Annotated in this window: 1 protein-coding gene; it reads right to left on the bottom strand. The window is 54.8% G+C overall.

The window, feature by feature from the left end:
• Nucleotides 1-860: amino acid adenylation domain-containing protein (locus BBG47_RS28250; protein WP_139070832.1), on the bottom strand; the 860-nt coding region annotated here is incomplete at both ends.

The following is an 860-nucleotide window of genomic DNA, read 5'->3' as shown; positions in this document are numbered from 1 at the left end:
CCGTTCGGCGCCAGCGGCATCTGCTCCAGCCTTACGAAGTATGATGGAATCATGTAGCTCGGCAGTTCGGCGGCAAGTGCGGCTCGCAGGTCACTTACTGTTGCTTCTCCGTCTGCTACATAGTAGGCGCAAAGTGACTTCTGTCCGCTCTCTTCTTCCCTCGCAACGACGACTGTCTCCCGAACCGCGTCAATATTCAGCAGCGCAGTCTCCAGCTCGCCAAGCTCGATTCGATAGCCGCGGATTTTCACCTGATGATCAATCCGTCCTAAATATTCGATGTTGCTGTCTGGCAGCCACCGTGCGAGATCACCCGTTCGGTACATCCGTTCACCCACGGAAGGCACCAATACGAATTTCTCTTCTGTCAGTTCTGGGCGATTCCAGTATCCGCGCGCCAATCCGACGCCCGCGATGCACAGTTCGCCCGCTACGCCGATCGGCTGTACTTGATTGTGCCCGTTCACAATATAAATGCGTGTGTTGTCAATCGGCTTGCCAATTGGCACACTCACATAAGTTTGGCCTGGTTCGCAGTCGAAGTACGTGACATCCACCGTCGCCTCTGTTGGACCGTACAGATTGATGAGTCGTGCTCCGCTGGCAGGTGCAACATACTGATGGAATCGCTCGACCTGCGATGCCAACAGCGCCTCTCCGCTGGTGAACACCTGCTTCAGTGGAGACAGACGCTCACGCTCGGTTTCAGGCAGCTGCTCGATATGCTCGAGGAAGGCATGCAGCATAGATGGTACAAAGTGCATTGTCGTAATATCATACTGTTCGATCGCCTCAACGATTGCTGCCGGATTCTTCTCTCCGCCAACTGGAAGCATAAGCACCTTCGAGCCGACAAATGC

This window comes from Paenibacillus sp. KS1 (assembly GCF_001680695.1).
GTDB lineage: Bacteria > Bacillota > Bacilli > Paenibacillales > Paenibacillaceae > Paenibacillus_B > Paenibacillus_B suaedae.
The sequence above is the reverse complement of the archived record's forward strand: the minus strand, read 5'-3'. Positions and strand labels throughout refer to the sequence as shown.